Source organism: Luteimonas qiangzhengi, assembly GCF_039548515.1.
Lineage (GTDB): Bacteria > Pseudomonadota > Gammaproteobacteria > Xanthomonadales > Xanthomonadaceae > Luteimonas.
The window spans coordinates 20795-42246 of record NZ_JBCLVE010000012.1 but is presented as its reverse complement, the minus strand read 5'-3'; the positions used below and the strand labels follow the sequence as shown (position 1 = coordinate 42246).

24 protein-coding genes and 2 pseudogenes are annotated in these 21452 nt (G+C 63.8%); 9 read left to right on the top strand and 17 right to left on the bottom strand.

All coding sequences use genetic code 11. The features are described from left to right. Nucleotides 1-21: 21 nt before the first annotated feature. Genes WCE59_RS10650 through WCE59_RS10640 form a run of 3 tightly spaced genes read right to left on the bottom strand, consistent with a single transcriptional unit; the run spans nt 22 to nt 3983 of the window. Nucleotides 22-1842, bottom strand: a complete 1821-nt coding sequence (locus WCE59_RS10650) for an FUSC family protein (RefSeq protein WP_343258747.1) — start codon at nt 1840-1842, stop codon at nt 22-24. Nucleotides 1843-1874: 32 nt separating this feature from the next. Continuing rightward, on the bottom strand, nt 1875-2885 hold the full coding sequence (locus tag WCE59_RS10645; protein ID WP_343258746.1) for a zinc-dependent alcohol dehydrogenase family protein: 1011 nt from the start codon (nt 2883-2885) through the stop codon (nt 1875-1877). Nucleotides 2886-2918: 33 nt separating this feature from the next. Next, on the bottom strand, nt 2919-3983 hold the full coding sequence (locus WCE59_RS10640; RefSeq protein ID WP_343258745.1) for a S66 peptidase family protein: 1065 nt from the start codon (nt 3981-3983) through the stop codon (nt 2919-2921). Between the two features lie 193 nt (nt 3984-4176). On the opposite strand from WCE59_RS10640, the gene WCE59_RS10635 reads away from it, so the two are divergent. Beyond that, complete coding sequence (locus WCE59_RS10635; protein ID WP_343258744.1) at nt 4177-4881, top strand: transposase; 705 nt, start codon at nt 4177-4179, stop codon at nt 4879-4881. Here the strand turns inward: WCE59_RS10635 and WCE59_RS10630 are convergent. Next, complete coding sequence (locus WCE59_RS10630) at nt 4878-6359, bottom strand: MFS transporter (RefSeq protein WP_343258743.1); 1482 nt, start codon at nt 6357-6359, stop codon at nt 4878-4880. The two genes, WCE59_RS10635 and WCE59_RS10630, sit on opposite strands and share 4 nt — an antisense overlap. A gap of 253 nt (nt 6360-6612) precedes the next feature. Continuing rightward, on the bottom strand, nt 6613-7512 hold the full coding sequence (locus WCE59_RS10625) for a pseudouridine synthase (protein ID WP_449284146.1): 900 nt from the start codon (nt 7510-7512) through the stop codon (nt 6613-6615). A 112-nt stretch (nt 7513-7624) separates the two neighbouring features. Between WCE59_RS10625 and WCE59_RS10620 the strand changes: the two genes are divergently transcribed. Next, the gene (locus WCE59_RS10620; protein ID WP_343258742.1) at nt 7625-8482 is read left to right on the top strand and encodes a PA4780 family RIO1-like protein kinase; all 858 of its coding nucleotides are present in this window, start codon (nt 7625-7627) and stop codon (nt 8480-8482) included. 15 nt (nt 8483-8497) lie between these two features. On the opposite strand, the gene WCE59_RS10615 is transcribed toward WCE59_RS10620, so the two are convergent. The 4 genes from WCE59_RS10615 to WCE59_RS10600 all read right to left on the bottom strand — a co-directional run bounded on the left by WCE59_RS10615 (nt 8498) and on the right by WCE59_RS10600 (nt 11048). After that, nucleotides 8498-9112, bottom strand: a complete 615-nt coding sequence (locus WCE59_RS10615; protein WP_343258741.1) for an urea carboxylase-associated family protein — start codon at nt 9110-9112, stop codon at nt 8498-8500. After that, nucleotides 9109-9861 carry a guanitoxin biosynthesis heme-dependent pre-guanitoxin N-hydroxylase GntA gene (gene gntA, locus WCE59_RS10610; protein ID WP_343258740.1) on the bottom strand — a complete coding sequence of 251 codons (753 nt, stop codon included), beginning with the start codon at nt 9859-9861 and terminating at the stop codon, nt 9109-9111. Before gntA ends, WCE59_RS10615 begins: the two co-directional genes overlap by 4 nt. Nucleotides 9862-9942: 81 nt before the next feature. Next, nucleotides 9943-10722 (bottom strand): lipoate--protein ligase family protein, encoded by a 780-nt coding sequence (locus WCE59_RS10605; RefSeq protein ID WP_343258739.1) that lies wholly within the window; start codon nt 10720-10722, stop codon nt 9943-9945. After that, on the bottom strand, nt 10719-11048 hold the full coding sequence (locus WCE59_RS10600) for a biotin--protein ligase (RefSeq protein ID WP_343258738.1): 330 nt from the start codon (nt 11046-11048) through the stop codon (nt 10719-10721). The genes WCE59_RS10605 and WCE59_RS10600 overlap by 4 nt, the downstream gene beginning before the upstream one ends. A gap of 190 nt (nt 11049-11238) precedes the next feature. Between WCE59_RS10600 and WCE59_RS10595 the strand changes: the two genes are divergently transcribed. Beyond that, the gene (locus WCE59_RS10595; protein WP_343258737.1) at nt 11239-12498 is read left to right on the top strand and encodes a putative Na+/H+ antiporter; all 1260 of its coding nucleotides are present in this window, start codon (nt 11239-11241) and stop codon (nt 12496-12498) included. 23 nt (nt 12499-12521) lie between these two features. Here the strand turns inward: WCE59_RS10595 and WCE59_RS10590 are convergent, their stop codons facing one another. Then, on the bottom strand, nt 12522-12992 hold the full coding sequence (locus tag WCE59_RS10590) for a YehS family protein (protein ID WP_343258736.1): 471 nt from the start codon (nt 12990-12992) through the stop codon (nt 12522-12524). 132 nt (nt 12993-13124) lie between these two features. On the opposite strand from WCE59_RS10590, the gene WCE59_RS10585 reads away from it, so the two are divergent. The 4 genes and pseudogenes from WCE59_RS10585 to WCE59_RS10570 all read left to right on the top strand — a co-directional run bounded on the left by WCE59_RS10585 (nt 13125) and on the right by WCE59_RS10570 (nt 15242). Further along, nucleotides 13125-13664 carry a YaeQ family protein gene (locus tag WCE59_RS10585; protein WP_343258735.1) on the top strand — a complete coding sequence of 180 codons (540 nt, stop codon included), beginning with the start codon at nt 13125-13127 and terminating at the stop codon, nt 13662-13664. Nucleotides 13665-13673: 9 nt separating this feature from the next. Further along, the gene (locus WCE59_RS10580) at nt 13674-14210 is read left to right on the top strand and encodes a DUF6630 family protein (RefSeq protein ID WP_449284149.1); all 537 of its coding nucleotides are present in this window, start codon (nt 13674-13676) and stop codon (nt 14208-14210) included. A 78-nt stretch (nt 14211-14288) separates the two neighbouring features. Continuing rightward, nucleotides 14289-14834 (top strand): annotated as a pseudogene (locus WCE59_RS10575) (pseudouridine synthase); the annotation flags it as partial. Between the two features lie 198 nt (nt 14835-15032). Then, nucleotides 15033-15242 carry a cold-shock protein gene (locus WCE59_RS10570; RefSeq protein ID WP_343258732.1) on the top strand — a complete coding sequence of 70 codons (210 nt, stop codon included), beginning with the start codon at nt 15033-15035 and terminating at the stop codon, nt 15240-15242. Between the two features lie 96 nt (nt 15243-15338). Here the strand turns inward: WCE59_RS10570 and WCE59_RS10565 are convergent, their stop codons facing one another. Continuing rightward, nucleotides 15339-15503 (bottom strand): hypothetical protein, encoded by a 165-nt coding sequence (locus tag WCE59_RS10565; RefSeq protein ID WP_343258731.1) that lies wholly within the window; start codon nt 15501-15503, stop codon nt 15339-15341. A gap of 32 nt (nt 15504-15535) precedes the next feature. Next, nucleotides 15536-16228 (bottom strand): hypothetical protein, encoded by a 693-nt coding sequence (locus tag WCE59_RS10560; RefSeq protein ID WP_343258730.1) that lies wholly within the window; start codon nt 16226-16228, stop codon nt 15536-15538. 355 nt (nt 16229-16583) lie between these two features. Here WCE59_RS10560 and WCE59_RS10555 point away from each other — a divergent pair, with 355 nt between their 5' ends. Then, nucleotides 16584-16793: a cold-shock protein gene (locus WCE59_RS10555; protein ID WP_343258729.1), complete on the top strand. Its 210-nt coding sequence runs from the start codon at nt 16584-16586 to the stop codon at nt 16791-16793. A gap of 63 nt (nt 16794-16856) precedes the next feature. Here the strand turns inward: WCE59_RS10555 and WCE59_RS10550 are convergent, their stop codons facing one another. From WCE59_RS10550 to WCE59_RS10535, 4 genes are all read right to left on the bottom strand, one after another. Beyond that, the gene (locus tag WCE59_RS10550; protein ID WP_343258728.1) at nt 16857-17312 is read right to left on the bottom strand and encodes a hypothetical protein; all 456 of its coding nucleotides are present in this window, start codon (nt 17310-17312) and stop codon (nt 16857-16859) included. A gap of 180 nt (nt 17313-17492) precedes the next feature. Continuing rightward, entirely contained in the window at nt 17493-17747 is a 255-nt protein-coding gene (locus WCE59_RS10545) for a SpoIIAA family protein (protein ID WP_343258727.1), read from the bottom strand. Nucleotides 17748-17871: 124 nt separating this feature from the next. Beyond that, on the bottom strand, nt 17872-18507 hold the full coding sequence (locus WCE59_RS10540; protein ID WP_343258726.1) for a hypothetical protein: 636 nt from the start codon (nt 18505-18507) through the stop codon (nt 17872-17874). Next, on the bottom strand, nt 18497-20458 hold the full coding sequence (locus WCE59_RS10535) for a hypothetical protein (protein ID WP_343258725.1): 1962 nt from the start codon (nt 20456-20458) through the stop codon (nt 18497-18499). Before WCE59_RS10535 ends, WCE59_RS10540 begins: the two co-directional genes overlap by 11 nt. 18 nt (nt 20459-20476) lie before the next feature. On the opposite strand from WCE59_RS10535, the pseudogene WCE59_RS10530 reads away from it, so the two are divergent. Continuing rightward, nucleotides 20477-20689: pseudogene (locus WCE59_RS10530) on the top strand (transposase); the annotation flags it as partial. Nucleotides 20690-20834: 145 nt separating this feature from the next. Here WCE59_RS10530 and WCE59_RS10525 read toward each other — a convergent pair. Then, entirely contained in the window at nt 20835-21443 is a 609-nt protein-coding gene (locus WCE59_RS10525) for a hypothetical protein (RefSeq protein WP_343258724.1), read from the bottom strand. Nucleotides 21444-21452: the final 9 nt, after the last annotated feature.

Below are 21452 nucleotides of genomic sequence, written 5' to 3'. Positions count from 1 at the left end.
GCGGCAAAGATAGCGCAGCCGTCAGCCGCGGTCGCTGCGCAGGCCGCGATGCAGGGCAGCCACTTCCTCCTTCAGGAACCCGGGCACGCCCGGCACCGTCGCATCCGCGGTTTTGTTGCCCTCCACCGCCAGCGCGGCCTGGCCCAATGCATCCCGAAGGGTCTGCAATCCACCCTGGCCGAACATTGCCCGTGCCGCTTCGCGGCCTGCTTCCTCATCCAGGCGCTCCACGGCCCAGCAGGAAGTCAGCACCCGGAAGGCGAGCTCCTCGGTGGCGGCGATCGCCGGCCACAGACGCTCGACCTCGCGGCGCGGCTGGCGCGATGCGGTGGCGGCCTGCCGGTAGGATTCCAGCAGCACGAAGCAGCGGTGCTGCAACTCGCGGCGCGCGCCATGCGCGGTATCGCTGGCGACCTGGCCGGAGGCCAGCTGGGCGGCGACCGTTTCAATCGCGGTGAAAGTTCGCGTCAGCTGCTCGGGGACCAGCGCGGCCGAAGCCCGCGGCCAAGTGAGCTGGAACACCACCAGCGCCACGGCGCACCCCACCGCGGTATCCACGCCGCGGGCAAGCAGGAAGCTGCCCAGGTCAGGCACCGGCATTCCGCCCGTGGCCAGGGTCAACGCTGCCGCCGTGATGAAGGTCGCTGCCAGCGCGTAGTTGCGCAGAATCAGCATCTCCACCGTGAACTGCAGCACCGTGATCGTGGCCACCAGCCACAGCCCTTCCGGATAGCGCCACAACAGGGCCCCGGCCAGCAGCAACCCGATCCAGGTACCCACTACGCGCTCGATGCTGCGCTGTAGCAGATCCAGCCATTCGCGCCCCTGATGCAGCATCAGCACCGCAGCCGCCACCGCCCAATAGGCGCGATCCAGGCCCAACAGGGTGCCGATGGCGCCGGCCGCCACCGCCGCCACGCCCACCCGGAACACCACCAGCATCGACATGGACCGCCATCGCACGGATTCGCGCAGCAGCGCCCGGGCATCCATATGGCCCAGCGGTGCACGTGCGCGCGTGGCCACCAGCTCGGCTGGCGGATCCTGATCCAGCTCTCCCAGCTGTCTGGCATGCACCGGCGCGTCGGCCGGCAATGGCCTGCTCTCTGCGGCCGCTTCCATCGCATTGGAGAACAGGCTGTTCAATGCCCGCGTGCGCTGGCGCAATCCGGCCAGCGCCGTATCAGCACCCGCATGCGCGGGCTGAAAGCTCACCAGTGCGTTCCAGGCATCACTGAGCGCCTGCGCGGCCACCTGGCGCTTGCCGCCTTCGCGATCCGTCCCCACCGCCTCGATATAGTTTGCCACCGAGCGCGCCGCCGCCTTCACCGCGCGCTCCTCCGGTCCGCGCGGGCGCAGCAACGCACCACTCATATGCGCCAACCAGGCAAACGCACCGCCGCTGAGCACAAGCACGAACGCCTCGGCCGGGTTGATGTGGTCGGCCGGCATGGCCGTGGCCGCGGCGCCGGCCATCATGAACATGTAGGCACCGGGCGGACCGATCCGCAGCGCATTGCCCAGCCAGGTGGAGACCATCGCGATCAGCACCACCGTGGGCACAATCGCCCAGGACACCCCTGACACCGCGTTGCCGATTCCGACCACCAGCGCAAAGGCCAGCGCGATGATCCCCAGCTCTACCGCGCGGCTGCGGTAGGGCCTTACCCGTCCGTACAAAGCGGTGAAGCCGCCGGTGGCCGCCATCATCCCAGCGGAGATATCGCCAAGCAGCCAGCCCACCAGCACCGGCACGCCCATGCACAGTCCCGAACGGGCCGCGAACGCCAGCCGCGGCCGCGCCAATGGGCGCACGGTGACCATGCTGCGCAGCATGCCCATGGGTGCGGGCTCTCCAGCCGAACCGGATTGCATCAGATGTCGATCACGATCTTGCCGAAGTGCTGGCCGCTCTCCTGGTGCCGGAACGCCGCCACCAGCTCATCCAGCGGGAAGTGCCGGTCAAGGACCGGACGCACGCCACTGGCTTCCAGCGCGCGCACCATATCCTGCTGCTGTCGGCGGCTGCCCACCACCAATGCTTCCAACCGCAGGTGACGCCCCAAGGCCAGGCCCAGCGGCAGCTGACCCTCGGCGCCGGTCAACACCCCGATCAGCGAGACGTGCCCGCCCACGCGGGCTGCCAGCATCGACTGCAGCAGCGTATCCGGGCCGCCCACCTCGATCACGTGGTCCACGCCCCTGCCGTCGGTCATGCCGCGCACCGTCTGCCCCCACTCCGGGTCTTCGCGATAGTTGATCACCTCGTCGGCACCCATCCTGCGCAGCCGCTCAAGCTTGGCGTTGCTGGAGGAAGTCGCAATCACCCGGGCGCCGGTCATTTTCGCCATCTGCAGCGCGAAGATCGAAACGCCGCCGGTGCCCTGTACCAGCATCGTTTCACCCGGTCGCAGGCGCCCGTTTTCAAACAGCGCCCGCCAGGCGGTGAGGCCAGCGGTCGTCAACGTCGCCGCCTCGGCGTGGCTCCAGCCTTCGGGGGCACGAGTGAAGGCAGTCGCAGACGTCGTCACCTGCTCGCGGGCGTAGCCATCGATGCCGTCGCCAGGCACGCGGCCGAAACCTTCCACCAGCGGCTCGCCATCCAGCCAGTCTGGGAAGAACGTGCTGACCACGTGGTCACCGACGGAGAATTCCGTCACGCCATCGCCCAGCGCGATCACCTCGCCGGCGCCGTCGGACAGGGGAATGCGCCGCTCTGCCGGCCCGGTCGCGCCGCTGACCACCAGGTAGTCATGGAAGTTCAGCGAACTGGCGCGCAGGCGCACGGTGATCTCGCCCGGCGCGGGATCCTCCGCTGTGCTGGTGCCAATGCTGACGTGGTCGAAACCGCCGCCAGCGGGAATATGGATGGTCTTGATGCTCATGGGGGCTCCTTTTAAAGGGGACGGAGGTGATTATTAACTACCTCCGTCCCCTTTGAAGACAGGCTCCAGCAGGCGGAACGTGCCGGCATCGGCATCCATCTCCGCCATACCGCCCACCGGCACGATGAACTGCTGGCGGATGTGGCCGATCATCGCGCCGCGATAAGCGGGAATGTCGAGCGGCCGGATGTGGTCGTCGAGGATCTGTTCCAACGTCAGCGAGCCGTGCCCGCGCCCGGGCGTGCAGTCGGTGCATTCGCCGAAGATGAAGCCGGCGATCCGGTCCAGCGCACCCATCAGCTTCAAGGTGCTGAACATGCGGTCCACCCGGTACGGCGCCTCCGATACGTCTTCCAGGAACAGAATCTTGCCGTCGAAGTCCGGCATGTACGGCGAACCCGCCAGCGCGGTCAGCACGGTCAGGTTGCCGCCCACCAGCTCGCCGCGCACCTTGCCACCGGTAATCGTCACGGTGCGATTGCGCCGCTGCACCAGCTCATCGCCCGGCTCATCAACATTGCGGTACTGCATCAGCTCGCGGTCGAAGAACAGCCGCCGGAACTGGTCGGCGTTGAAGCGGTTCCAGCTGCCCGATCCGTTGGGCCCGTGGAACGTCACCAGCCCGGTCTGCGCCTGGATCGCGCAGTGCAGCGCGGTCACATCGGAGTAACCCAGCAGCGCCTTGGGGTTGGCCCGGATCACGTCGTAGTCGAGCAGCGGCAGCAGGCGCGCGCCGCCCGAACCACCGCGCACGCACACCACCGCCCGGACCTCAGTGTCGGCAAACATGGTGTTGATGTCGTCCGCGCGTGCTGCATCCAGCCCCGCCAGATGCCCGCGTCGATCGCCGTAATGCTTGCCGGTTTTGACCCGGAAGCCCAGCGCTTCCAGCACCTCCCGGGCCAACTGCAGGTTGAAAGAGTCATCCACCGCTGATGACGGGCTCACCAGCCCGACCGTGTCACCGGAATTGAGCGGCACCGGCAGTAATCGCCGCCCTCCGGCAGATGGCCCCTGTGCCGCCGCGATACCGCCCGTGCCCAGCGCCGGCAGCAATGCCGCCATCGCCGTGCGTCCAATGAACTGACGCCTGTCCATTCACACCCCCAAAAAAGTGGATCACGCAGCCTACCCAAAAAAGGGGACGGAGGTAGTTAAAGCGTTCGTCGCTGGAGCCCCAAAACGCGTTGCAAACACCTCAGGCATTCCTGACGGACATTCAGGTCACCCACCGATTTCAGGCAGGCATGACCGCCGGCATCGTAGGCCCACTCCTTGAGCGCCTGTCCAAATGCCTCGCCAACCTCGTATTGAACTCCCCGGCGTTCCGCTGCATGTCACCCAGCGTGGCGTCAATCGCTGCGCAATCTTCGTGGACAACGCGGACCGCTATCACTACCGACGTGTATTACGCATCGCGTGCCGCAAACACGATGTCGCGGTTCACGCCTTCGCCCTGATGAACAATCACGTGCATCTGCTGCTCAGCGCAACCGCGGCTGGTCGCATTTCCCAGGCGTTGCGATTGGCTGGGCAGACCTACGTGCAGTCCTTCAACCAGCGACACGACCGCACCGGCACCCTGTGGCAAGGGCGATTCAAGTCCAGCCTGATCGATTCGGAGGCGTACGTGCTACGCGTGATCCGCTACATCGAACTCAATCCTGTGCGGGCCGCGATGGTCGAACGTCCCGAGCACTACCCATGGTCGAGCGTGCACACACACCTGGGACGTTCCCAGGACCCCTTGATCACCCCGCATCCAGCCTACGTCGAAATGGGCGCCGATCCTGCGAGCCGCGCAGAGGCCTATCGCGCATGGCTGCTTGCGCCGCTTGATCCGGAAGAGCTGGCGCGCATCCGCGCATACATGACGCAGGAAAAGGCGCTCGGCGATGCCCGCTTCCAGGCCATGGTGGAGAAGACGTTGAACCGGCCAGTGGCAGTCCGGCCCCAGGGGCGGCCGCGACGCAAGGTTCACGACGGCTTGGATTAATCCCCTCCGTCCCCTTTTCTGGGGATGGTCAGCATGATCGCCACGATCGCCGCCACCACCATCGCCAAGTTGCAGGCCAGGGCCACGAACGCGGCCTCGCGCAGGGCCAGGTTGTCCTGGCGCCCGGCGAACGTGGTCAGCGATTGCAGCCAAGCCACCCCGGCCCCGCTACCGGACAGCGTGGTGAAGACAGCGGCGGAGATCGCCACCCCAAACGCCGCGCCCAGCGAGGACGCCATCTTGTAGATCCCCGCGCCGGCCCCGCCCTGCTCGGCCGGCAGGTTGGACAGCGCCGCATCGGTGGATGGCGTGGCATAGAACGCCAAACCCAGACCGAACAGGGTGAAGCCCACCAGCGCCAGCCCGCGGTAGTGCTCCAGGTAGAGCTGCGTGGGCATCAGCAGCACGATCCCCAGCGCTGTGATCGAACAGCCCCAGATCATCGGCCGGCGCGGGCCGAAACGCTGCAGCAGCTTCTCGCCCACCCGGATGAAACCGATGATCGCCGCGGCGTAGCCCAGAGTCAGCAACCCGGCCTGCTGCGCATCCATGCCGCCGCCACGCTGCACCAGCTGCAGCGACACCACCAGCGTGCCCGCGGCCCCGTTGACCAGGAAATTCGACAGCGTCGCGCCTGCGTAGGTGCGGTTGCGGAACAGGTCGAAGTCAAAGAAGGCATGTGGCGACCGCCGCTCCACCGCGAAGAACACCGCACCTGCGACCAGCGCCGCCACCATCAGCCCCAGCGCCGCCGGCGAAGCCCAGCCCAGCGCGCTGCCCTGGATCACCAGCACCTGCAGCGCCAGCAACGCGACCATGAAGGCCAGCACGCCCGGCAGGTCGAACTTCCAGCCTTTCCGCGCCGGCGCCCGGCTCTCCGGCGTGCCGCGCAGCAGCCACAGCCCGGCCACGCTCACCAGTACCGCCATCCAGAAGATCGAGCGCCAGCCGAAATTCTCCGCCAGCAGCCCCCCGACCAGCGAGCACAGCCCCGCGCCGCCCCAGGTGCCGATGGACCACATCGAGACTGCCCGCTGGCGCCCTGCGCCATCCCATCCCGCCTTCAGCAGCGCCAGGCTGGCCGGCATGATGCAGGCCGCCGACAGCCCCTGCAGCGCCCGGCCCCCGAGCAGTGCCGGCGCGGCCAGGCTGCCCGCTGGCGTCAGCGCCACCAGCAGCGAGCCGGCGATGCCGAGTCCGAAGCCGATGCGCGTGATCCTCACCCGCCCCACCCGGTCGGCCAGCCCGCCCATCACCACCACGAAGATCCCCGCGAACAGGGATGTCAGGGCGACCGCGGTATTCATCGTGCCGGTGGCCAGGCCCAGATCAGCCTGCAACACCGGGGCAATGTTGAGCACCGTCTGGGCGAACAGCCAGAACGACATCACCCCCAGCACCAGCCCGGCAAGCAGCCGGTCGTTGCCTGCCAGCGGCGCAGGCGCGGATGTGTGCATCGGTGCGGCAACGGTTCCCATGCGCCCTCCCGGTCCAGGTTCGCCGAGCATATCGCACGGTAACCAGCGCATACTGCCCCGCAGCAACTGCACCCGCAGTTCAGCGCCCCTGGCGCCCGGAGGTTCCAATGAGCAAGAGCCTGGACCAGAAAAAGGATCAGAAGAAAAAGCCGGCCAAGACCATGAAAGAGAAGAAGGCCGACAAGCGGGAAAAGAAGCAGACCAAGTCGTTCGCCCCCGCCTGAAGCTGTTTCAGCTCACAGCGCGCGTCCGCTCAGGCGGACGTGGCGCTCCCGGACGACGCCGCGAACGAGCGGCGCTCGCCTGTCATCGGATCATCAAATGCCAGAGACCGGGCGAGCAGCTGCAGTGGCCGGGCGTGGTCATCCGCGCCCTCTTCCTGCAGCAACGGATAGAAGCGGTCATTGAGGATCGGCGCGCCCAGTGCGGCCATGTGCACGCGCAGCTGGTGCTTGCGGCCGGTCACCGGCTGCAGGCGATAGCGCCATAGGCCCGGCCCCCGCTCCAGCACATCGATCACCGTCTCACTGTTGGCTTCCCCCGGCACTTCACACATGCGGAAAAAAGGCGCGCCCCGCTCCAGCCGGCTCCGGTGTACACACGGAAACTCCCGCCCCGGCAGCGGCGGCGCCACGGCCAGATACTCCCGGTGCACGCGGCGTTCGCGGAACAGCGCCTGGTAGATCGACCGGGTTTCCGGATTGGCCGAAAACATCACCAGCCCGGCGGTATCGCGGTCGATCCGGTGCAGCGGCACCAACGCAGGGTTGTTGAAACGCTCCACCAGCCGGGTCAACAACGTTTCCCGCACCCAGGCGCCGGTGGGCGCCACCGGCAGAAAGTGTGGCTTGATCGCCACCACCAGGTGCGCGTCGGCATGCACGACGGTCTCGGCGAAGGGAACGGACGGCTCGACTTCCACTTCGCGGAAATAGTGGATCAGCGCCCCCACCCGGTAACCGGCGGCCAGATCCAGTGCGCGCCCTTCCTCGTCCAGCACCCGGCCGCGTGCGAAACGGTCGCGCCAGGCCTCGGGCGTCACCCTTGGAAAGTGCGCACACAGCGCATCAAACACGGTGGCCCACGGCCCCGGCGGCAGCTGCAGGCGGCTGGCAGGAACGCCATCGAAAATGGGGCGTGGGGCGGACTTCACGCTGAACAGCTTATCCGCGCCAGCGTGCCCCGTCGCGCGTCCGGCACGTGTTTCGTCCAGACTGTGCGTCCGTCGCTGGGCCGAGCCCGATGCGATCCAAACCGGGGACCCCGTGAGAACTCCAGCAAGCCTGCTGACGCTGATCGAAGAAGGCGTCATCGATGAAGTCATCCGCCCGCTCAAGAGCGGCAAGGAAGCCGCGGTGTACCTGGTGCGCTCCGGCGGCGAGGTCCGCTGCGCCAAGGTCTACAAGGACATGGCGCAGCGCAGCTTCCAGAAGCGCGCCCAGTATCAGGAAGGCCGCAAATCACGCGGCAGTCGCGAGGCCCGCGCCGTTGCCAGCGGCAGCCGCTATGGCCGTCGTCAGCAGGAGGCGGAGTGGAAGAACGCCGAGGTCGACGCGCTGTACCAGCTGCGCGACGCCGGCGTGCGGGTCCCGGAGCCCTATGGATTTTTCCACGGCGTGCTGCTGATGGAACTGGTCAGCGACGCCGGGGGATTTCCCGCACCGCGCCTGGGTGAAGTGGAACTGGACGAAGAACAGGCCCGCCAGTTCCACGGCGTCCTGGTGCGTCAGGTGGTGCAGATGCTGTGCTGCGGGCTGATCCACGGCGACCTGTCCGAATACAACATCCTGGTCGACCCCGACGGACCCGTGCTGATCGACTTCCCGCAGGTGATCAACGCCGCCGGCAACAACTCCGCGCGCACCATGCTGCTGCGTGACGTCAACAACCTCACCGCCAGCCTCGGCCGCTGGGCGCCGGAGCTGCTGGACACCTGGTATGGCGAAGAGATGTGGGCGCTGTTCGAGGCCGGACAGCTGCATCCGGATACGCCCCTGACCGGCCGCTTCACCTTCGACAAGAGCACCATTGACCTGGACGGCGTGCGCGACGCGATCAACGATGCGCGCGAGCTCGCCCTGATCCGCCAGCAGGGCCGTGAAGCGGCGCTGGAAGGAGACTAGACTTCGCCAGCACCGTCAGCGGCAAGAATCACCGCGGCGCTCGACGAAGAAATCGATCGGCTTGTAGCTGAAATTGTTGGACTGCCCGGCCGAGCACGCGGTCATGGCCACCACCATCGGCATCTCGGCGCGCAGCCGCACGAAATCCCCGGGTTTGCTCAGCGGCGGACGCACCGCGATCTCGCCGCTGTCGCCGTCCACGGTGACATTCATGAAAATGTTGAATGCGATCGGCACCCGGTCGGTGCCGATGCCCCACGGCGCCAGCGCCGCAGCCAGGTTGCCCTCGCAGCCCGGCCGGCCTTCCTTCTCGTCGTAGAGCAACTCGAACATCCGCTTCGAGCACGGCGTCAGGGTGAAATCATGCCGGCCGCAGGTGTCCTCCACGATGGTGAACATCGGCCGGCTGCGGTTGGAATACAGCACGTCGCCGGTGGTCAGCCACAGCTTGGATGCGTAGTCGATCGAGCGGCCCGAAGAAAGGTATTCGGCCAGGTCGTCGCGCGAAAACGCGGTGAGATCGCTCACCTGCTGGCCCATCGGATCGATCACCACCAGCTCGTCCCCGGCTTCCAGCTCCACCGCCCGGCCGGAGCACGGGTCAATGCGTTCAACCACCGTCTGCTTCATTGCACCTTCCTCACCCGCAGCGGGCACTGCCAGCCCGGTTCAACCGCGCGGCCAGTGTACTGCAGCGCCTCACTGGCCTCGCCGAAATCGGCAAGGTTGGGATTGATCGAGCCCTGCAGCGCGATGTCGCGCTTGCGGATGGCGGATTGCATCTTCCCGTAGCGGCCATCGGCACGCAGCCGCATGAACTGGCGATGCGAGTTGAACACCAGCGTGGGATACCCGAACCGGCGCGCGTGCCGCGATGCGCCCGGATGCAGGCCGATCACGAAGAACGGATGCCCACCCAGGCTCAGGCTGAAATGTGGGCTTGCCGGGTCGGTGCTCACATCACTCGCCCAGGCATGACCGCGGCGCACGTCCAGATCATGCAGGCGCTGCAGCTGCGACCACAGCAGCGCTTCAAAGCGCCGCTCATCCGTATCGGAGGGGCCATCGAACACAACGGCAAACGAATGCAGCGCGTATTTATCTCCGGCGTCATGCGCAAGGCCCTGCGCGAAAGTGCTCAGACTGTCGAGCAGCCGAACGTCGTTGCCTTTGTCACCCAGCCGTCCGCATTCAAGGATGCACAGCGACTGGCGCGAAACGGCGGTCTTCGCCCCGACGCAAGGGAAATTGTCATCGGCGATGAAGTCGCGCAGCAGCGCGCCGCGTGATCCCTCAGCACGGTCGCTGGTGGCATCCGCGTGTTCGGCTTTACTCGTGTGGGGACAGGCGTTGTGCCTGACCCGGGCCAAGGATCCCATTGAACGTCCTGCTCCAGATTCGTTGGAGAGAACGCTACGACCCGGCTCGAGAAGCCTGCGTGTAGGACCTGAACCTCAGCTTCAGGGCAGCAACGCAGTCCACTCCGGCGTTTCGAACTTCTCCCGGGCCAGCTTCACCGCACGGCCCAGTTCATCCGGATGCAATGACGCCTGCTGCAGTCCACCATGGCGGGTGCGGAATGTTTCGATCATCCGCTCGATCACCTCGGCGCGCGGCAGACCGGTCTGGCTGCGCAGCGGGTCCACACGCTTGAGCGCGCTCTTGGTGCCCTTGTCCGACAGCTTCTCGCGGCCGATGCGCAGCACGTCCATCATTTTCACCGCGTCGATGTCATAGGCCATGGTCACGTGATGCAGCACCGTGCCACGGCGCCGGGCCTGGGCCGCGCCGGCAATCTTGCCTGCGGGCGAAGTGATGTCGTTCAGCGGCACGTACCAGGCCTTCACCCCCAGCCCGGCCAGGGCTTCGATCACCCATTGGTCCATGTAGGCATAGGCCTGTTCGAAATCCATGCCGTGCACCAGCGATTCAGGCGCCACCACTGAATAGGTAATGGTGTTGCCGGGCTCGATGAACATCGCCCCGCCACCGCTGATCCGGCGCACCACCTGGATCCCGTGGCGTTCGGCGGCTTCCGCATCCACCTCGTTGCGCAGCGACTGGAACCGGCCCACCACCACCGCCGATGCGCCCCACTCCCACACCCGCAGCGTGGGTGGCTGGCGGCCCGCCGCCACCTCATCCAGCATCACGTCATCAAGCGCCATGTGCAGCGCCGGCGCCTGCGGCTCCATGTGGATCAGCCGCCAATCGTGATCCTGCCATTGGCTGCGGCTCATGGCTGGCCCCCCGTGCCCGCAGCGGTGTCGCCCAGCGCGCGGCGCACTGCTACCGCTACGCCCTCGGCCGTGATGCCGAACATCTGCGTGTCCACGCCCAGCGCCACCTCAACGGCTTCGGTCAGTTCCGCCTGAGCCGTCTCGACCGGCAGACCCTCCAGCGCCGCATCAATGGCGTCACGCGCGGTGGCAGGCTCAAGGAAAAAATCCCCGCTCACCTGCACCGCGGTCATCCGCCCGGCGTCGATCACCAGGTCCACCACCACCAGCTTGCCGCCCGGCACTTTGTACTCGCCGTGGGACGTTGTTGTGTTTGTCTTATCCATTCGCCCAGTTTATCTGCAATAGCGGCGCGGCCTCGCCCCTCACCGTTCTGGCACTGCTTCTGGCAGCGACCACCGTCAACGCCGAAGAGCCCAGTCTGGATCCGGTCCGCCCAACCCTGTCCGATGGCAGGTTTCAGGCGGCGGCCGCTTAGCCTAGGATGGCCCGGAATCCGCATCCTTCCGGCCGCCCTTGAACCCTACCAGTATCCAGCTCGTCGCCAGCATCCTGTTTGCCGTGGCGATCATCCACACCTTCAGCACCAAGTACTTCCAGCGCCTTGCCCAGCGCCAGCCGGCGCACTCGGGTATCTGGCACCTGCTGGCCGAAGTGGAGGTGGTGTTCGGCGTCTGGGCCATGGTGTTCGTGGTGACCCTGATGGCCATGGCGGGGCCCACGGAGGCCACCGCCTACGTCAATTCACGCAATTTCACCGAGCCCATGTTCGTGTTCGCGATCATGGTGATCGCCGGCACCCGGCCCATCGTGTGGCTGGCCAGCCAGCTGGTGGATGGGCTGGCGCGGCTTCTGCCGTGGCGCAATGGGCTTGAATTCTGCTTCAGCGTGCTGGCGCTGGTGCCGCTGCTGGGATCGTTCATCACCGAGCCCGCGGCCATGACGCTGGCCGCAATGCTGCTGGCCCGGCGCGTCTACCCGATGAACATCTCGGACAAGGCCAAGTACGCCCTGCTGGGCACCCTGTTCGTCAACATCTCGATCGGCGGCGCACTGACCCCCTTCGCCGCGCCGCCGGTGCTGATGGTGGCCGGCAAGTGGAACTGGGACCTGGCCTTCATGATGGTCAACTTCGGCTGGAAGGCTGCCCTGGCGGTGGTGTTCAACGCCGCCCTGGTGGTGTTCGTGTTCCGCAGGGAGCTGAGCCAGCTGCCCTCCGGTGAAGACGGCACGCCCACCCGGCCCATCCCGATCTGGGTCGTGGCCCTGCACGTGCTGTTCCTGTTCGGCCTGGTGGTGTTCGCCCATCACCCGGCGATGTTCATGGGCGTCTTCCTGCTGTTCATGGGCACGGCCACCGCCTACAAGCAGTACCAGGACCGCCTGATCCTGCGCGAAGGCCTGCTGGTGGCGTTCTTCCTCGCCGGGCTGGTGGTGCTGGGTGGCCAGCAACAGTGGTGGCTGCAGCCGCTGCTGATGGACATGAGCCCGGATGCCGTGTTCTACGGGGCCGCCGCGCTGACCGCCATCACCGACAACGCCGCGCTCACCTACCTCGGCTCACTGGTGGAAGGGCTGAGCGATGAGTTCAAGTACATGCTGGTGGCCGGCGCCGTGGCCGGTGGCGGTCTGACGGTGATCGCCAACGCGCCCAACCCGGCCGGCATGTCGATCCTGCGCCGGTTCTTCAAGGACCAGACCGTGAGCCCGCTCGGCCTGCTGGCCGCTGCACTGCCGCCCACGCTCATCGCGTTGGCGGCATTCCGGCTGCTGTAGCGCGCCTGTTGCAGCCCGCCGGCTCAGGCCCCGCGCACCCGCGCCGTCAACCCTTTCAGGAACGCGCGCAGCAGCTGGTCGCCGCAGGCGCGGTAATTCTTGTGCCCGGGGCTGCGAAACAGCGCCGACAGCTCCGGCCGGGACAGCGGGAAGCCGGCATCGGCAAACACCTGGTGCATGTCGGCATCCTGCAGCTCAAACGCCACCCGCAGCTTCTTCAGCACCACGTTGTTACTGATCCGCTGCTCCACCGGTCGCGGCGGCCGGCTCTCATCCCTGCCCCGCAGGTGCACGATCAGGCCGTCCAGGAAGTGCGCCAGCACGCCATCGCTGCAGTCCACGTATCCAGGCTCCTCGTCCTTGAGCAGGAAGACGCGCACCTGATCCTTGTCCAGGGGGAGGGCCGGATCGACGAGGTGGACGATCTCCACCACCTTCTGGTCACTCAGGTCGAGCATGTAGCGGATGCTGCGCAGTACGTCGTTGTTGATCATGGTTTCTCGCGCCGGGCGCCGGTGGGGGTGTGCATCATCGCTTCCATTGGGCCGCATTCCAAACCGCCACCGCCGGATCCCGGCCTGTCGCCACGGCGACTACAATTGCGCCTTCCCTTTTCCGGCGCGCCCATGGCACCCAACTCCAAGATCTACAAGGCGGAACTCCAGGTCACCGACATGGACCGGCAGTACTACGCCAGCCACAACCTCACCCTGGCCCAGCATCCGTCGGAAACCCCGGAGCGGCTGATGGTGCGGTTGATCGCCTTCGCCCTGTACGCCGATGAGCGGCTGGAATTCGGCCGCGGGCTGAGTGACACCGACGAGGCCGATCTGTGGCAGCGCGACTACACCGGCGATATCGAGCGCTGGATCGACCTGGGCCAGCCCGATGAAACCCGCATCCGCAAAGCCTGCGCCCGGGCGCGCCAGGTAGTGGTGGTGAACTACAGCGGCAATTCCGCGGAAATCTGGTGGAAGAAAATTGAATCTTCCCTGTCACGGCTGAAAAACCTCACCGTGCTGGATCTTTCACCGGCGGATGTTGAAGCCGCTACCGGCCTGCTCGAGCGCGGCATGCGCCTGACTGCAATGATCCAGGACGGCGAGCTGCAGCTGATGAGCAGCGAGCGCAATGTACCCATGACCCCCCAAGTGCGGATGGGCTGACTGATGCACCTGCCTGACGACGAATTCGACCCCGACGACAACTTTGCCATCGGCCACGCCCCCCACGTGGATATCGATGAGGACGCTGCCACCGAAACCTTGGTCTGGCAGTTCCTGCTGCTCATCAACCCCGGCGATGAGGAGACGGCGCTGCAGCAGTTCTCCACCTACCAGGAGGCAGCCTCCCATGCCGACGGCGAGGAATTCGAGCCGGCCTGGGCTCTGAAGGACATCATCGACTGGAAATCCGGCTTCCAGGTCCGCGCCGGCGACACCGCCACGCTGATTGAAAGCATCACCGAGCTCGTCTCGCGCTGGAACCTTGAGATTGACTGGGGCGTGGACGACCCGGACGACGATGATTCTCTGGCCGAGGCCAGCCTTTACAGCCTGCTGCAGGCCGCCTATGAGGCCCTGCGCACATACGGCTACACCCTCTGGGTCTGGGAGGCCGACGCCGACACCATGGCGGGCTGGATCACCCTCACCCAGGACAACGAAGCAATGCGCACCATCGCGCCGGCGCTGGGCATCAAGCTGGGGTAAGGCCGCTACACTGCTGCTCCCCTTTTTGCGGCAGCCCCCATGTCCTCTCCTCCCGTACGCCCGGCCGCGCAGCCTGATGCCGTGGAACCGGCAACGATCCTGCTGCACAAGCCGGCCGGCTACGACACCATCAGCGGGCCCAATCCCGCGGCATTGCTGGTGCAACCGGACAGCCGCTGGGGCGAGGATGCTTCCCGGATAGAGCTGCAGCAGCGCCACTTCAACCGCCTGACGCCGATGATGCCGCTGGACGCCGAAGCCAGCGGCATCATGGTGCTCACCCAGGACGGCCGCGTCTGGCGCCGCCTGAGCGAAGACCGCGACGACATCGAGCAGGAGTTCATCGTGGAAGTCGCTGGCGACATCGCGCCCTACGGCCTGCACCGCCTCAACCACGGCCTCAGCTACGGCGGCCGGAAGCTGCCGCCCTGCAAGGTGAGCTGGCAAAACGAAATCCGCCTGCGCTTCGCCATCAAGGGCGTCCAGGGTGGGCAGCTGCGCGACATGTGCGCCCAGGTGGGGCTGGATGTGGTGGCCATCCGCAGGATCCGGATCGGCCGCATACCGCTGGCAAAAATGCCGCCGGGCGCCTGGCGCTACCTGCCCGTGGGCGAGCGGTTCTGAACCGCAGGCGGCGACCGCGGGTTGCGTTCACCGGCCACAACGGGCAAGCTTGTCCGCGCTGAGTTACAAGGTCACCAATCGAATCGTGGCCTGATGTTGTAGATTCTGTACCACTACACCGTTTACCCGTTTCTCCTTGCAGCCAGCTTCTTGCCGCCACGCGGCTCTCAATCTTTTTTTGCTCCAAGGAGAATTAAAATGTCCGACAAACAGACCGGTACCGTGAAGTGGTTCAATGACGAGAAGGGCTTCGGCTTCATCACGCCGGAAAGCGGCCCCGACCTCTTCGTTCATTACAACTCGATCCAGTCCACGGGCTTCAAGAGCCTGCAGGAAGGCCAGCAGGTTTCTTTCGTGGCCGTCCAGGGCCAGAAAGGCATGCAGGCCGATCAGGTTGAAGTGATCTGATCCAGGTCAACGCCTGTTGACAGAAAAGCCCGGCTCACGCCGGGCTTTTTTCGTTTCGGTCCGCGGCACGGTAGGATTCAGAACCCGACAGCCCGGTCATGCCGGTGAACCGGTGCAGCGCATACCGGCCCAGGGCTTCATCCGCTGGCGCGAATCCCCCACCTCGTGGACCGTGCCGTCCAGCAGCGCCAGCGCCATGCCAAAGCGATCCTTGGGCACATTGGCCAGCGACAGGATGTAGTCGGCCCACCTTATCGCCAACGCGTGCAGAATACTGATCTGCGCTGGCCGCCCTACAGCGTAGCCAGCGCCGCCCGGGCCAGTTCGATCGACTGCTCCTCGCGCTGCGGCAATACCTCCGCCATCCACGCGTTACTGGCCGCCACCAATCCACTGGCTCCGGGGAAGCCATCCGCGAACGACATGGGGGCGCCGTGGTAGGCGCTGACGCTGAAAAACAGATTGCGGTAAAGAATGTTGAGGTCCCCTTTTCCGACCTGCATGCGCGCCTGATCGCCGATCCCCGGCACGTCACGGAACTGGATTCCGCGGGACCCGCTGCTGGAGGCTTCTCCAGCAGCGCCCAGAATTGCATCCGTCGTGCCCCCGGCCTCGCCCGCCTGTTTCCGTGCCTGCTCGCGAACGGAATTCATCGCAGCATCCAACTCGGCACCACTCAGCCCCGCGGTGGCGCGGCCAAAATACTCCGCCGCCGCGGCAGCGCTTTCAGACACCCTGGTCACGTGGATGGTTGCATCCAGGACCTGACCGTCACCCTTCCAGTTGTAAGTACACATTCCCATCGCAGAGTGCTGCTCAATCTCCTCCACCGGCAGCCCGAACACGCCCGCCACGGTCTCGGCCGTGACTACCCCACACGGCGCGTCCCGCAACGAGGAGTCGAACTTCGCCGCGCCATCCCCACCGCACCCGACCAGCGTCAATGCCAGCGCAATTGCAGAAGCAGCCGGAAAGAACACCCGCACGACCTCGCGCCGGTCCGCGACGCGGAAAGATAGCTGCAAGATGTGGATCTCCTGGCGCGACCGTGTGCGCGTTCAAGGGGGATGTGCGGGGAGCGTCTGGCTCCCCCCGGTATACGCTGACCAACCGGCAGACCGGACACAGGCCGATATGGGCGCCGGACCCGCACAATCTCTTCTTGCGCTTCTTCATCACAAGGGGCAAGCTGTGCGCGCTGAGTTTCAAGGTCACCCCCACGAATCGTGGCCTGTTGTCGTAGATTGCGTTCCACTACACCGGATACCCGCTTTTCCTCCTTGCAGCCAGCTTCTGCCGCCATATGCGGCTTCCAATCCATTTGCTCCAAGGAGTTAAAAAATGTCCGAGAAACAGACCGGTACCGTGAAGTGGTTCAACGACGCCAAGGGCTTCGGGTTTATCACCCCGGAAAGCGGCCCTGACCTGTTCGTGCACTTCAACTCGATCCAGGCCACTGGCTTCAAGAGCCTGCAGGAAGGCCAGCAGGTGTCCTTCGTGGCCGTCCAGGGCCAGAAAGGCATGCAGGCCGACCAGGTCGAAGTGATCTGACACAGGCCAACGCCTGTTGTTGAAAAGCCCGGCTCCGGCCGGGCTTTTTTGTGAACGCAAAAATCACCGCCACAAGTATCCATACTTCTGCCACCACGCGAGCGCGAGCCGACGATTCACTGCATTGCTTTCTTCCGTCAACACCGTCTCCAGTTGCAGATAGTCACCCTGAGTCTCAACCCGCAACACCGGATCCTGCGAAGCGAGCATCAGCGCATAAAGCACCAGTTTCAGCTCATAAGGACTGGAGGTATCGAGTCGTGCAATCAAAGCCGGGATGGCGGGCTTGCCCAACTCACCCAAGGCTTCGGCAGCGATATACCAATGCCGTGGATGCTCATCATCACCATATGTCCGGACGTAGGTCTGATCAGGCAACTTGCCGATGTAGTAGCCGACAGCGTCCTGCCGCGTTGGCAACGCAGGTGATTGCTCAGCATGCCTTGCAACACAGCTTGTCAGGATAATCGCGCTCAACAATATGTAGACTGTCGTCAAGCGGTAGCTATCTGAAATCATGCCTGCCTCAAGTTGGGATCTGTCCAAGTTGTGCACCCGCATCCGCAAATATCTGTGGCGTCTGAGCCGAGACATCGGACCTCAATCGCCGACTTTCGCCGTGCCGTCCAACTCTTGATTTTTCCTTCTATCATCACGCTCATGGGTGCCTCCTTCGTGGAATAACACCTGAGCAGGAAATCACTGAGTCATTACAGCCACCCGCCCGAAGCTTCGCAGTTTGCCAAACAGTGGCATCGCCCGCGCGATATGCGAACCCAGACCGGAGATCTCGAGCGCATCAAGGGCGCGGGTTTCCACGAACACGTGCACCTTGTCGTGAGCCGCCAGGCTGCCTTCCAGGCGGTCCATCACCGCGGCAAGGTCGGCGCTGGTGACCTTGTATTCGATCGTTACCGCAATAACGTCGTCGGGGCTCTGAATGAATGTGAGCATTGGGAACCTCCGGCTCTGCGGGATTGTGTGGGAGTGGCCAAGTCTACAGTCCTGACCCCGCCGCCCAGTCTCAGAGCTCCGCAAGCCACTGCCAAGCGACGCGCGCGCTTCAGTGACGAATCAATTACGGATACGGATAAGTTGAAGTCGTGAGCTTACATTCGGATCTGACTGGGGAGTCCAGCTCGCCGGCGATATCACCATCTTGGTCATAAGAGAAGTACTCAATATATTGCCTACACGACTCGATCTTTCCTTCAAAAAGTACGGACTTAAGCACTGATGTGTTTTCCCAAGAATGGTATTCACTTACCAACTTGGCAACTATCGGATGACCAGTTTCATCGTAAAAAACGACACTCGATGCCAAGCCGGGGCCAAACTCCCCGATCGATGGATAAACAAATTGAACCCACGGAGTCATGCCACTGATCCCTGCCAGCACATCGACATAGTTAGGCGCTTCCCAAGGGGCCATAATCTCTTCTGGATCGTCCGGAACAATTTCTCCAAGGCCACAACCCGACTCGATGGACTGAAGCGCGTCATATGCGGCTGTCAACTCGTTTGACGTCGAGATGTTAAGGAATTCTTCCAAATCGTAGCTAACGGGTGCGTTATCGGTCCCGACGGGAATCTCCTTCAAAAACTTCGCACAGGATTTTCCCGAATCCTGATCGTCACCGGCATGCGTGATACATCCGGCCAGAAATGAGGCAGACAAAACAATGGGAAGAAGCGCCAAATTATTAATTTTCATTGATTTCTGCGATTGTCGGACTGTAGCCCTGAAGGTGCAAATGATGCTGGTGGTTCCTTAAGTGTTGGGTGTGCCTAAGAAGCCTACTTTCACCACCAATCACGTATCGCCAAGCTCTGAGATCACTCCACCCATATTTTCGTAGGGCATCATTAAATCTGTTCTGCCTTTCCTCATCCATCAGCTCGGGATTGACATCAATATGAAGACTGGTTTGATCTTGGGTTGTCCCGTCGGCTCGAAAGTACTTGAAGTCGCCATTTACGCCATTTCTATGACTCGAGCTTCCTCCGATGGAATGCCCTCTATGGTCGCTGAAGCCATTGCATGAAACATCAACAAAGCTGGTGTCCAGCATGGCGCCAAATAGACTAGCCATCGCATCATCCGCAACATATGGGCGCAGCGTCAATCGCTCATCGTAGTGAAATCCATATCGGACGTCACCCGACGCATAATCATCAACGTCCCGGAGGTCCATCAGCCGGACAATCCCTTCCGCTTGCGCGTTACCGGGCCCCACACGCCCGGCGAGAATAAACGTATACTCTCCCAAGTCGTGCTCTGACCCTATCGCGTCGACATATATGTATCTAATTATATTCGTCTTCGCTGGATTTATATCCGAAGGCGTGATTCGCTCCAACGAACCATCTTCGTACAGGATCCGGTAGGTCAAACAGTCATACTCCTGCCTCGAGAAAAAGTTTTCAATAAAACCGATGGAATGTAGGTGATGTACGTCTGAATTCGATGGGAACCCATGTTGTCCGGCGACCTCAGACCAGATGGTGAACTTCTCAATCCGGCCCTTCTCATGCTCCCAATCCTTGCGTAGCGTCTCGTCTTCAATCAGGTCGTCGATCCTGCTCCAACGATCGGTCGGATCCGACCACTCACTGGGATAGCGGATCACCAAGCGCGAAATTGCGTCTGCCAGCCACTCGGTTTTCAGCGCATTGCGAAGTTCCAGCGGAGTGATTTCCCGGTTGCCGTCGCGGTCGATGGCGCGACCCAAGGCGGCAAACAATGGGCTCTGTTCAATGTTGCGGGCGGTATTGTCGAACTCGTCGCGTTCCTGCGGCTGTGCACGTCCGCTGGCGGCCAGTTCGCGAGCGAACAGCTCCCGAGGCTCCAGCTCGGCGACATCGAAAAGCTCGAAGCCGGGCCAGGCCCAAGGGGAACAGATCTCCACGTTGGAGTGTCCGCTCTCCCGCACCCAGCCGCGGGTCAGCTCCCCTGACGACGTGGGGGCATCAACCTGGAACCATCGGGTGCCATCGGCCTCTTTGAGCGACTCTTCTATTGCGGCGACGGGAATCACCCGGGAATACCCCACCGCCTCTCCTCTGGCATTGGCGGCTTGCAGGGGAGATCGCGACCAGGCACGGCCCGGCGACGTGACCAGCGCCTGTTGGTCGGCGGTGCCGCGACTGACCCAAACTTCGCTCCCAGTCGGCGTCAACAGCTTTCGGCGCGGATAGGAGGTTTTGTCAGGCAGGGCGTTGTACTCGTCCAACGTAATTTCATTGCCCTCTGCATCCACCGCTGCAATGAAGATCCTGCCGTCACCGTAGGTGCGGGTGGCAGCGTTGAAGCCCCCGGCCCGCTGGTCGACGATGGCCACCGTGCCCTTTCGGCCCATGACCCACCGGCCGTCGCCATCGTCTTCAATTTGAACGACGGCCTCACCAGCTTCCAATTCGATGTCCGGCTTGGAAGGCTGGACCAGGCGGGCACCCGGCCTGACATGCAGCAGGGTCTTCTGGCGTGCATCAAGTTGTGCGTCCCGGGACCTGCTTTGAGCGATGAAGCCCGCCAGATCCTCGTGGGTGAAAACGTCCATCTGGGCCAGCGGACGTCCAGAAGAACACTGTGCCAGGGCGTCCATGTCCAGATAACGCTGGTACTCGCCGAGGTGGCCGACGATATCGCCAGCCTGGATCTCCACCGGCTCGGGCGGGATGTACAGCGCGAGCGCAAATACGCCGAACGTTGGGAGCATTTCAAGGCCAGCGTGCGGGCGAAGGTGGAACACCCGTTCCGGGTGGTGAAGCGGCAGTTCGGCTACACCAAGGTGCGTTACCGCGGGCTGGCAAAGAACACCGCGCAGGTGCTGACACTGTTCGCGTTGTCGAACCTGTGGATGGCGCGGCGAGATTTGCTGGCGGCTGCGGGATAGTTGCGCCTGAAAGGCGGGAAAACCCGCCGAAATAGGCGAAAAGTGGTCGAAATCGGTCCGAATTCGGGAAAGATCATAATCTGGCGTCAAGCTGGCGCCGCAGAGACGACAGTTGTAGCCTCAGGGCCCGTTATTCAGATGATCCCTAGCGCGCCTGCTGCCTTGTAAGCGTCAAGACTTTTGCAGCCACGTCTTCCGAAGTGGATAGAAACACCTCGTCATCATCCTCAAACACCCGGCTGCCGTTGTCTTTGATGACGATACTCTCCCCAGATTTAATGAAAGTCCTGGGCGAGAAACAATAGGGAATGTTGTCATTGCCTGTCGGATACTTGATCAGGCTGACGAATTCAGCAGATTGCAAAGAGTTGGAGTCGAGCGCTTCGCAGAACGGATGGGAAGCCATGATGTCGGTCACGATGTCAACATTGATCAGCTCCTGCGCGACCGCCGGCTTTCCAAGTCCCACCCCCTGGACCCTGCCGGTCGACACATCGACCAGCCATCCGGTGTTGTCGTGCGAACTGCAGTCGCATTCACAGGCGAACAGATAGCTCTCTCGTCCCTGGTTCCAGTAAAGCTTCGGCGCATTGCCCTCGCACAGCGCCAGCGCGTCCGGACTGTTGGTGAGCGCCAGCTTGCAATTCCCTGCGGAATCGCAATGGTTTTCCGACACCTGCGCCGCTTCGGCAACCGGCCCCATTCGTGGCGGTAATGGCTCCGCGGATTGCGTGTCGCCGTCCACGAGTTCCACGCACGCGGT

What these genes read in the sequence shown, in the direction of transcription:
- WCE59_RS10605 (WP_343258739.1), bottom strand. Translation starts at nt 10,722, where the DNA reads ATGAGCCGCAGCCAATGGCAGGATCACGATTGGCGGCTGATCCACATG.
- WCE59_RS10615 (WP_343258741.1), bottom strand. Translation starts at nt 9,112, where the DNA reads ATGAAGCAGACGGTGGTTGAACGCATTGACCCGTGCTCCGGCCGGGCG.
- WCE59_RS10590 (WP_343258736.1), bottom strand. Translation starts at nt 12,992, where the DNA reads ATGATCAACAACGACGTACTGCGCAGCATCCGCTACATGCTCGACCTG.
- WCE59_RS10585 (WP_343258735.1), top strand. Translation starts at nt 13,125, where the DNA reads ATGGCACCCAACTCCAAGATCTACAAGGCGGAACTCCAGGTCACCGAC.
- WCE59_RS10570 (WP_343258732.1), top strand. Translation starts at nt 15,033, where the DNA reads ATGTCCGACAAACAGACCGGTACCGTGAAGTGGTTCAATGACGAGAAG.
- WCE59_RS10650 (WP_343258747.1), bottom strand. Translation starts at nt 1,842, where the DNA reads ATGGGCATGCTGCGCAGCATGGTCACCGTGCGCCCATTGGCGCGGCCG.
- WCE59_RS10645 (WP_343258746.1), bottom strand. Translation starts at nt 2,885, where the DNA reads ATGAGCATCAAGACCATCCATATTCCCGCTGGCGGCGGTTTCGACCAC.
- WCE59_RS10600 (WP_343258738.1), bottom strand. Translation starts at nt 11,048, where the DNA reads ATGGATAAGACAAACACAACAACGTCCCACGGCGAGTACAAAGTGCCG.
- WCE59_RS10630 (WP_343258743.1), bottom strand. Translation starts at nt 6,359, where the DNA reads ATGGGAACCGTTGCCGCACCGATGCACACATCCGCGCCTGCGCCGCTG.
- gntA (WP_343258740.1), bottom strand. Translation starts at nt 9,861, where the DNA reads ATGGGATCCTTGGCCCGGGTCAGGCACAACGCCTGTCCCCACACGAGT.
- WCE59_RS10550 (WP_343258728.1), bottom strand. Translation starts at nt 17,312, where the DNA reads ATGATTTCAGATAGCTACCGCTTGACGACAGTCTACATATTGTTGAGC.
- WCE59_RS10635 (WP_343258744.1), top strand. Translation starts at nt 4,177, where the DNA reads ATGCCTCGCCAACCTCGTATTGAACTCCCCGGCGTTCCGCTGCATGTC.
- WCE59_RS10640 (WP_343258745.1), bottom strand. Translation starts at nt 3,983, where the DNA reads ATGGACAGGCGTCAGTTCATTGGACGCACGGCGATGGCGGCATTGCTG.
- WCE59_RS10545 (WP_343258727.1), bottom strand. Translation starts at nt 17,747, where the DNA reads ATGCTCACATTCATTCAGAGCCCCGACGACGTTATTGCGGTAACGATC.
- WCE59_RS10555 (WP_343258729.1), top strand. Translation starts at nt 16,584, where the DNA reads ATGTCCGAGAAACAGACCGGTACCGTGAAGTGGTTCAACGACGCCAAG.
- WCE59_RS10540 (WP_343258726.1), bottom strand. Translation starts at nt 18,507, where the DNA reads ATGAAAATTAATAATTTGGCGCTTCTTCCCATTGTTTTGTCTGCCTCA.